Annotated in this window: 3 protein-coding genes; 2 read left to right on the top strand and 1 reads right to left on the bottom strand. The window is 69.5% G+C overall.

Annotated elements, in window-relative coordinates; all coding sequences use genetic code 11:
- Positions 1–411, bottom strand: a 411-nt coding sequence (locus LL06_RS23940; RefSeq protein ID WP_035532994.1) for a thioesterase family protein, incomplete at its 3' end; no start/stop codon positions are given.
- 137 nt (positions 412–548) lie between these two features.
- On the opposite strand from LL06_RS23940, the gene LL06_RS23945 reads away from it, so the two are divergent.
- Positions 549–1,967 (top strand): FAD-linked oxidase C-terminal domain-containing protein, encoded by a 1,419-nt coding sequence (locus tag LL06_RS23945; RefSeq protein ID WP_035532996.1) that lies wholly within the window; start codon positions 549–551, stop codon positions 1,965–1,967.
- A gap of 82 nt (positions 1,968–2,049) precedes the next feature.
- On the top strand, positions 2,050–5,317 hold a 3,268-nt coding region (locus tag LL06_RS23950; protein ID WP_052161879.1), incomplete at its 3' end, for an AsmA-like C-terminal region-containing protein.

The following is a 5,317-nucleotide window of genomic DNA, read 5'->3' on the forward strand; positions in this document are numbered from 1 at the left end:
CATGGCGCCGACGCGGGCCAGCACGTCGTCGGGCATCTCCGCCGCGCGCGGGCCGGCCATGTCGACATGCACGAGCAAGGTCTCGCTGGTCGCCGACAGCCAGCCGTCGACATGCTTGAGTTCCTGGAACAGGTGGATCCGCCTGGCGTCGAAATCCAGGATCTGGCAGCAGGCCTGCACCATCGCGTCGGGCTTGAGCTCGCGGACGTAGCAGACATGCGCCTCGACGGTGAAATAGCTCAGGTTGCGCGCCGCCAGGTAGCCGGGGCCGCAGCCGAGCAGCGCGAACACATGGTCGACCGCCTTGTCGAACAGCACGTTGTAATAGGCCATGTTCAGGTGGCCGTTGTAATCGAGCCAGGCCGGATCCAGCCCGCGGGCCGGCGCCAACACCGGAGCATCAAATGCCATGCCTTCTCCCTTGCCTAAATAGGCTTGCGGCTTCGCGCGCACTGGACAAGCGCGCCTCAGTTTGCACATTACCCCATCACAGCGGTGCGGCAAGCATTGGACAGGATTCGCGGTAAACGCGTCCGGAGGAGAGCAGAATGGGTCTCGACAGCAGCGCCGGCGCCGGCCTTCGCAACGAAGACGGGATTGCCGCGGTCATTGGCGTGTTGCGGCAGCGGTTTGGCGAGCAGCTCCAGACCGGCGAGGCGCTGCGCGCCCAGCACGCCCACACCACCACCTATATCCCCGGCCAGTTGCCCGATGCGGTGATCTTCCCGAATTCCGCGGACGAGATCAAGCTGATCGTCCGCGCCTGCGCCGACCACCGCGTGCCGGTCATCCCCTACGGCACCGGCACCTCGCTCGAGGGCCATGTCAACGCGCCCCATGGAGGGATTTCGATCGATCTGTCGCGGCTCGATCATGTGCTCGAGGTCAACACCGAGGATCTCGACTGCACCGTCGAGCCGGGGGTGACGCGCGAGCAATTGAACGCCCATCTGCGCGACACCGGCCTGTTCTTCCCGATTGATCCCGGCGCCAACGCCTCGCTCGGCGGCATGGCCGCCACCCGCGCCTCGGGCACCAATGCGGTGCGCTACGGCACCATGCGCGACAATGTCATCGCCGTGACCGCGGTCACCGCCTCGGGCGAGGAGATCCGCACCGCGCGCCGCGCCCGCAAATCCTCGGCGGGCTACGATCTCACCCGGCTGTTCGTGGGCTCGGAAGGCACACTGGGTGTCCTCACCTCGGTCACGCTCCGGCTGCAGGGCATCCCGCAGGCGGTTTCCGGCGGCGTCTGCCCGTTCCCGAGCGTCGAGGCCGCCTGCAACGCCGTCATCATGACCATCCAGATGGGCATTCCGGTGGCCCGCATCGAGCTGCTGGATGCGCTGCAGATGAAGGCCTGCAACGCCTATTCGAACCTCGACAACCCCGAGGTTCCGTCGCTGTTTCTGGAGTTCCACGGCACCGAGGCCGGCGTCGCCGAGCAGGCGGCGATGTTTGCCGAGATCGCCGCCGAGTGCGGCGGCGGCGAGTTCCTGTGGACCGCCAATCCCGAGCGCCGCACCGAGCTGTGGAAGGCGCGCCACAACGCCTACTGGGCCTCGCTCAAGCTCCGGCCCGGCGCCAAGGGCATCTCGACGGATGTCTGCGTGCCGATCTCCCGGCTCGCCGAATGCGTGGTGGCGACGCAGCAGGACATCGCCGCGTCCGGCCTGATCGCGCCGATCGTCGGCCATGCCGGCGACGGCAATTTCCACGTGCTGGTGCTGCTCGACACCGATGTTCCCGCTGAGATCGAGGCGGCCGAGGCCTTTGTCGGGCGCCTGAACGCGCGCGCGCTGGCCATGGATGGAACCTGCACCGGCGAACATGGTATAGGGCAGGGCAAGCGTCGCTACCTCTCCCAGGAAATGGGGGAAGGCGTGTCGGTGATGCGGCAGATCAAGCAGGCGCTCGATCCCTTGAACATCATGAATCCGGGGAAGATCTTTTCATTCGACGGCTGACGCGCAAGCGGTCGGCCGGCTTGGCAGCAAGGAGGACTGAACACTGGTCCGCGTATTCGTCGCAATCGGTAGCCTGCTGGTATTGGCGCTGTTTTCAGCGCTGATCGCTCCCTATTTCATCGACTGGAGCAGCTACCGGACGGCCTTCGAAGCCGAGGCGAGCCGCATCATCGGCCAGGCCGTCAAGGTGCGCGGCGACGCCGATGCGCGGTTGCTGCCGTTCCCGTCGGTCACCTTCCACGATGTCACCGTCGGCGACGACGCGCAGCCGGCGATGACCATCGGCCGCTTCTCCATGGACGCCGAACTCGCCCCGTTCCTGAGCGGCGAAGTGCTGATCTTCGACATGCGCGTCGAGGCGCCCAAGGCGGTGGTGCGCATCCTCGAGGACGGCACGCTCGACTGGGCGCTCAAGCGCAAGCCCTCGACGCCGGGCGATCTGGTGGTGCTGGAAAAAGTCTCGATCCGCGACGCCGAGATCACCGTCATCGACGAGCAGAACGGGCGCACCCGCACCATCCGCGACATCAATGCGCTGGTCTCGGCCAAGTCCCTGTCCGGGCCATGGAGCATCGATGCCGAAGGCGAGATCGGCGGCCAGCGTGGCGGCGTGTCGATCTCCACGGGCGTAGCGACCGGCGACGGCGCGATCCGCATGCGCGTGCGCGCGGTCCCCGATTCCTGGCCGGTGCTGCTCGAAACCGAGGGCGAGGCGCGGATCGAGGACAACAAGCCGCATTATGACGGGCTGTTCACCTTCACCGGCCTGTCCCGCACCGAGACCGACAGCGCCACGTCCGAAAGGCCGCTGATCGTCGCCAAGGGCGATTTCGCCGCCACCAACGAACGGCTGTCGATCGCCGAGTGGCGCGCCGAGATCGGCCTGTCGGACGATCCCTATGTGGTGACCGGCCAGGCCACCATCGACACCGGCCCCGAGCCCGAGTTCTTGCTGATCGCCGACGGCCAGCAGATCGACATGGACCGGATCGGTGGCGAGGAGGCGGACCGCGGCGCCGAAACGCCGGCCGAGGCCCTGTCGCTGGAACAGCGCCTGGGAGTGGTCAACGCCTTCATCGACCGGTTGCCGCCGCCGCCGCTGCCGGGCCGCGTCTCGCTCAACCTGCCGGCGATCATCGCCGGCGACACGACGCTGCGCCAGATCTCGCTCGAGGCCCGGCCCGATGGCGACGCCTGGCTGATCGACGCCTTCTCCGCCAATCTTCCCGGCCGCACCACGGTGGAGGCGCGCGGACGGCTGGTGTCGGGCGCGGCCGCGAGCTTCAACGGGGCGCTGACCGTCGCCTCCACTCAGCCCTCCGGTCTTGCCAACTGGTTTGTGGGCGAGGTCGATCCGGTGATCAGGCGGCTGGGCGCCGCGGGCTTCTCCGCCCAGGTCAGCCTGTCGGCGGCGCTGCAGCGGTTCGAGGCGCTCGAGGTGGCCGTCGGCCCGGCGATCCTCAAGGGCAGGCTCGAACGCCAGACGCCTCAGTCCGGCGCGCCCTCGATCTCGGTCGAACTGTCGGGCGACAGTTTCGATGTCGACGCCGTGCGGGCGCTCGCCATGCTGGCGGGGGCGGAGACCGGCGCCGCCCGGCCGCTGTCGGACTACACGGGCGCGGCGCGGCTCAAGGCGGACAGCTTCACCTTCGGCGACTACCGGCTCGACGGGTTCGAGACGTCGCTGTCCTGGCGAGACAGCCTGATCACCCTCGACAGCCTGAAATTCGCCGATTTCGGCGGGGCGTCGGGCGAGTTCACGGCCTCGCTCGAAGGCTCGCTTGCCGCCCCCCGCGGCACGGTCAGCGGCCAGGTCAGCGCCGCAACCGCGGATGGGCTGTTCGCGCTTGCCGACCAGGCGACGGGCGGCCACCGGATCATCCGCCGGCTCGCCGCCAACAGCGTCGCCTTTGACGGGCTGACGGCGGATATGAGCCTGGTGCTCGATCCCGACGCCGGGCCGGATCTGAGCGTCACCGGAACCGCCGGCGGCACCGCGTTCAGGATCGGCGCCGCCGGCACCGGCCTGATGCCCGGCGGCGACGGACCCCGCAACATCCGCCTCGAGGCCGACAATCCCGAAGCCTACCGCATCCTCGAGCAGGCGGGCTTCGCGGTGCTGCCGCTGGAAGGCGAGGGGCCGGCCCGCCTCGCCATCACCGCCGACGGAGGGGCCAATCCCCGGGAATTCGCCATCGGCGTGGACTTCGCCTCGGCGGAGTCGCGGCTGTCGCTGGACGGCACCGCCGTCATCCCGCCCGACGCGCCGGTCACCGGCGCGTTCAGGCTCGGCGTGAACGCCGCCGACATCGAACCCTTCGCGATCATGCTCGGCCAGTTCCTGCCCCAGGCCGGAGCCGGCCTGCCGCTGTCGCTGACGGCGGACCTGTCCATGGCGGAGACGGAGACCGCGCTGTCGTCCATCAAGGGGAGGGCGGAGGACAATGAATTTTCGGGCGACCTGACCTTCGACCGCACCGGCTCGGAGGTGTCCGGCAAGGGCGCGCTGCGGCTCGCGAGCGTGGATCTTGGCTGGCTCAGCGAACTGGCGCTCGGCCCGCAGCTTGCGGGCGCCGACGGCGCGACCTGGAGCGACGCGCCGTTCCTGCCGCCGGCCGCGGGTCAGCCGGTGATGCGCATCGCGCTCGAGGCCGACCGGATCGGGCTGGGGATCGCCGGGACCGGGCGCAATTTCAAGGCCGCGCTCTCCACCGGCAGCGGCCTGATGGCGCTCGAGGGCGCCGAGGCCGACTGGTTTTCGGGCCGCCTGGGCGGGGATCTGTCGCTCTCCAATTCCGAGGGCTCGGTGCTGCTGTCGGCCCGCCTCAAGGCGTCGGACGCGGATCTCGCCGCGCTCGACCGCGCCGCCCGCGGCTCGTCGGTGCTTGCCGGCAAGGCCAGCGCCAGCGCCAGCCTGGAAGGCGCCGGCGCCTCGATCCGCGAGCTGGTGGGCTCGCTCGCCGGCGGCGGCGAACTCGTGGCCCGCGATCTGGCGGTGTCGGGGATCGCGCCGGGCGCCTTCCCCCGGATCCTGGGCGCCGCCGACCGCGACGGCTTCGAGCTCGACGCCGGCAAGGTGGCCAGCATGGTGGCGGGGTTCATGAACGGCGGGGAAATGACGGCCGAGAGCCTCAGCCTGCCCTTTACCCTTACCGGCGGGGTCATGCGCTTTTCCAGTGCCGAGATCAGTCAGGACCAGGCAAGGCTCGCGGGCGACGCCCGGGTCGATCTCGGCGCCCTGCGGCTGGAGGCGGATTGGCGGCTGACCTTCGAGCCGGGCGTCGAGGCGATCGCCGGCGGCGATCCGTCGCTGATGTTCAACGTGGCCGGCCTGCTCGCAGATCCGGCTG

It is taken from the genome of Hoeflea sp. BAL378, from assembly GCF_000759435.1.
In the GTDB taxonomy this organism is placed as follows: Bacteria; Pseudomonadota; Alphaproteobacteria; order Rhizobiales; family Rhizobiaceae; genus Hoeflea.

What these genes read in the sequence shown, in the direction of transcription:
- LL06_RS23945 (WP_035532996.1), top strand. Translation starts at nt 549, where the DNA reads ATGGGTCTCGACAGCAGCGCCGGCGCCGGCCTTCGCAACGAAGACGGG.